The organism is Stenotrophobium rhamnosiphilum (assembly GCF_003052265.1).
In the GTDB taxonomy this organism is placed as follows: domain Bacteria; phylum Pseudomonadota; class Gammaproteobacteria; order Nevskiales; family Nevskiaceae; genus Stenotrophobium; species Stenotrophobium rhamnosiphilum.
This window is the reverse complement of the sequence record NZ_QANS01000016.1, coordinates 1-4,050: the sequence shown is the minus strand read 5'-3', so window position 1 is coordinate 4,050 and position 4,050 is coordinate 1. Positions and strand designations below refer to the sequence as shown.

Genomic DNA, 4,050 nt, shown 5'->3' with positions numbered 1-4,050 from the left:
GCAGAGAGCAATCGTTGGATGGTGGCGTCTGCCGAATCGCAGAAGCGCGTCGACTCGATTTCTGAGCAGCGCAATGATCTGTCCGACAAATTCCGCGCCACGCTGCGCGAGTCGGAAGGTATCCGTCTTTACATCCAGCAGCTGAATGCGCAGATCAAGTCGCAGGCGGATGAAATGGTGACGGTGCGTAACGAGACGCGTGAAATCGAGCGCACGGCGATCGACATTCTCCCTCTCATGCAAAACATGCTGGCCTCACTCGAAAAGTTTGTCGAACTCGACATGCCTTTCCTGCGTGCCGACCGTATGGCGCGCGTGAAGAAACTCAAAGACATGATGCCTCGCGCAGACGTGACCGTCTCCGAGAAGTATCGTCGCATCGTTGAGGCCTACCAGATTGAAATGGAATATGGCCGCACGATTGAAGCGTACACCGCAGAAGTGCAGGGCAAGACGGTTGATGTTCTGCGCGTCGGTCGTGTTGCGCTGCTGTACCAGACGCCAGATGGCAAAGAGACCGCGTACTGGGATGCACAGAAGAATGCTTGGGCTTTGGATGACGATTACGCCGATGGCGTGAAAGAAGGTCTGAAGGTTGCACGTAAACAAACCTCTCCGGACTTGTTGGTGGTTCCGGTGTTGTCGGCCAGCAAGAAGGGAGGCTAAGTCATGTTGCAAGTTAAATCTTTTGTAGTGGGTGCGGCACTGTTGGCGATGAGCACGTTTGTGTTTGCAGAAGAAGCGGCGACTGAAGCCGCTCCGGCAGCACCGGTTATTGCGGGCAAGACGCTGGATCAATTGCTCGACAGCATTCGCACCGCGGATCTGCGCGATGACGCTGAGAACAAAGCGCGCGAAGCCCGCTTTGCTGCTGATCGTGATGGCCAAGCTCGTCTTCTCAAAGAAGCCGAAGGCGAGAAGAACGTTCTTGAATCCAAAGCCGCCGTATTGGCCAAACAATTCGAAGACAACGACAAGATTATTAGCGAGCTGTCACAGGCTCGTGACGCGAAGGCCGGCAACCTCGGCGAACTGTTCGGCGTACTCCGCCAGACCGCTGGCGACTTCGCCACCGTTGCCCGTAACTCACTGTTGAGCGTCGAGCTGAAAGGTCGTACGGCTGAAATCGACCGTCTGGCTCAAACCAAGACGATGCCACCGATGGAAGACCTGCAGCGCTTCTGGTTTGCGATGCAGCAGGAAATGACCGAAAGCGGAAAAGTAAAACGCTTTGATGCAGAAGTGGTCGGTAAGAACGGCGAGAAGACGACCGCGTCTGTTCTGCGCGTCGGTCCTTTCGTAGCCATCTCCAACGGTGTGTTCCTCGATCACGCGACCGGTTCTCCTTCGTTCTCGGTTCCTCAGCAACAGCCGGGTTCCAAATTCCGCAAGATTGGCGGCAACTTTGAAGACGAGACCGAGGGCTACCACAACATGGTGGTCGATCCTTCACGTGGTGTATTGCTGTCGCTGTATTCACAGCGCCCAGACATCGTTGAACGTATTCACATGGGCGGTTGGGTCGGTTATGTGATTCTTGCCGTGGGTTTCATCGGCGCAGCATTGGGCGTCTACCAGTTCGTGTATCTGACCAAAGTCGGCACCAAGATCAACCAGCAGCTGGTTAACATGGGTCGCCTCACCGAAGACAATCCACTCGGTCGTGTACTGCTCTCGTTCAAGGGCAACAATATGGTGAAAGCAGGCGAGGACGCAGAAGTTGTCGAGCTTCGAATTTCAGAAGCCGTCCTTCGCGAACTCCCACCGATCCAGCGTATCCAGTCGTTCCTCAAACTCGGTGTTGCTGCAGGTCCGTTGCTGGGTCTGGTCGGTACCGTTATCGGCATGATCGAAACCTTCCAGGTGATTACCGAATCCGGCTCCGGCGATCCGAAGCTGATGGCGGCGGGTATCAGCCACGCCATGATCGCAACGGTTCTGGGCTTGGCCATCGCTATCCCACTCCTCTTCATGAACTCGGCCTTAAGCTCACGCTCGAAGCGCATCGTTCAGGTTCTCGATGAACAGAGCACCGGCTTGCTGGCCGAGATTCTGGAACAGCGGGCGAACGGTCGTGCTTGATACGCTGCTTTCACCCTTCCATGCGGTCGCGGACTTAACGGTCGCGGGCGGCATTCTGGTTGCGTGGATTTTCGCAGCCGGATTGTTGATGTGGATGTTGGTGTTTGAGCGCTGGTGGTTCTTTAGTCGTCGTCTGCCGATGCTCGCCCAAGCCTCTTTGGAGGCTTGGCGCGGTCGGGCAGAGCGTCACTCTTGGGCCGCACACCAGATTCGTCGCGCGATGATCTCAAGGTTGTCTGAAGAGATGAACGCCAACATGCCGATGCTCAAGGTGTTGGTTCCACTGTGTCCGCTGCTCGGACTGGTCGGAACCGTCGCCGGTATGCTCGAGGTGTTCGACTCGATGGCGATCTTAGGATCAGCCGACGCACGCTCAATGGCCAGCGGTGTGTCGAAAGCCATGAACTGCACCCTCACAGGCCTTGCCGTGAGTGTGAGCGGTATGTATCCCGTCTATTACTTCCACAAGCAGATTCGGCATTTGACCGAAGCGCTGTCGGATAAATTCGAGTATTAATCGATGCGTCTTCGCCGACATACCAGAGAAGAAGAAGAGGATGGCGACACCGGCATTGATTTGGCGCCGATGCTCGACTTCGTTCTGAACCTGCTGATCTTCTTCATCATCACCGCAGTCTTTGTGAAAGAGACGGGCATCACGCTGAGCCGTCCTGCCCCCAGCAATCAAGAACAACAAAAGAAACCTGACGAGAAGGGCACGTTGTTTGTGGCCGTTCACGGCGACGGCACGATTTCTATCGACAAACGCATCATCGATCCAGGCGCGGTTCGTGCCAACGTTGAGCGCTTCCATGCTGAAAAGCCTGAAGGCCCGGTCGTGGTCGTTGCGAATGTGAAATCCCCGACGGGCGTCGTCGTCAAAGTGATGGACCAGGTCAGACTCGGCGGCGTGTACAACGTCTCGATCGCCCCCTCGTCCTCCGGAGAATAAATCGATGCGCGGACGTAATCACAATGAAGAAGACGATGGGCATCACGGCATTGACTTGGCGCCGATGCTCGACTTCGTCCTGAACCTGCTGATCTTTTTTATCATCATCACCTCGTTCATCAAACAGCCCGGCGTCAAGGTGACGAAACCTGATGCGGTCACGGCTGAACACAAAGACAACGGCAACATCATCATCGCGATTCGCCCGAACGGTGACATCTGGATGGATCGCCGCAAAGTGCCATTGGCTGACGTACGCGCCATGGTAGAGCGCATGCACGCCGAGCGTCCTGAAGACACCGTTGTTATTGCGGCTGACAAAGATTCACAAACCGGCGTGATGACCAAAGTGATGGATGAAGTACGGGGCGGCGGCATCATGTCCGTTTCCATCGGCGCACTGGGGCTCGAACAATGAGTCGCATCACCGCAGAATTTGTGAAATACAAACAGAACGTCACGCGTTTCTCGATGCCGTTGTTGATGGCCACCGTTTTTATCGTTGGGATGTTCTGGGTGATGCATGCTCTGATCAATCACGGTAAAGGCCTCGGCGCGAAAGCCGACACGCTGCCCACGATTGATTTCGTGCGTCTGAATCGTGCGTTTGAGCTCGAAACCAAAGTTCGCACGCCGCCGAAGATGCCGGAGAAACCCGAACCCGCGCCGTCGACCCCGACGCAGCAGGTGCAGGCCATCTCAGCACCAACCCCAACGACGCTGAACATCAGCAATATGTCGCTGGAGAACACGACGTCGGTCAAAGCGGGTTTCGGCCTCTCAACCGGTGATGGCGAATATCTTCCAATCGTGAAGGTTGCGCCGATGTATCCACCGGGTGCGCAGGCGCGTGGTCAAGAAGGTTGGGTGCTATTGGAATTCACCGTGACCGTCAGCGGCACTGTGACTGACGCCGTCGTCATCGAAGCCCAGCCACCAAACGTCTTCAACGAAGCCGCCAAGCGTGCTGTTCTGAAATTCAAATACAAGCCGCGTGTTGAGAATGGCAAGCCGGT

The 4,050-nt window shown here is 55.8% G+C and carries 6 protein-coding genes; all 6 read left to right on the top strand.

Annotation, left to right across the window (positions count from 1 at the left end):
- Positions 1-666: DUF3450 domain-containing protein (locus CJD38_RS18285; RefSeq protein ID WP_146166025.1), on the top strand; the 666-nt coding region annotated here is incomplete at its 5' end.
- A gap of 3 nt (positions 667-669) precedes the next feature.
- On the top strand, positions 670-2,082 hold the full coding sequence (locus CJD38_RS18280) for a MotA/TolQ/ExbB proton channel family protein (RefSeq protein WP_107941924.1): 1,413 nt from the start codon (positions 670-672) through the stop codon (positions 2,080-2,082).
- Positions 2,075-2,599, top strand: coding sequence for a MotA/TolQ/ExbB proton channel family protein (locus CJD38_RS18275; RefSeq protein ID WP_240783725.1), 525 nt, complete (start codon positions 2,075-2,077; stop codon positions 2,597-2,599). The genes CJD38_RS18280 and CJD38_RS18275 overlap by 8 nt, the downstream gene beginning before the upstream one ends.
- Before the next feature lie 3 nt (positions 2,600-2,602).
- Positions 2,603-3,034 carry an ExbD/TolR family protein gene (locus tag CJD38_RS18270; RefSeq protein WP_107941920.1) on the top strand — a complete coding sequence of 144 codons (432 nt, stop codon included), beginning with the start codon at positions 2,603-2,605 and terminating at the stop codon, positions 3,032-3,034.
- A 4-nt stretch (positions 3,035-3,038) separates the two neighbouring features.
- On the top strand, positions 3,039-3,452 hold the full coding sequence (locus CJD38_RS18265; RefSeq protein WP_107941918.1) for an ExbD/TolR family protein: 414 nt from the start codon (positions 3,039-3,041) through the stop codon (positions 3,450-3,452).
- Positions 3,449-4,050: energy transducer TonB (locus CJD38_RS18260; RefSeq protein WP_206363074.1), on the top strand; the 602-nt coding region annotated here is incomplete at its 3' end. The genes CJD38_RS18265 and CJD38_RS18260, both read left to right, overlap by 4 nt.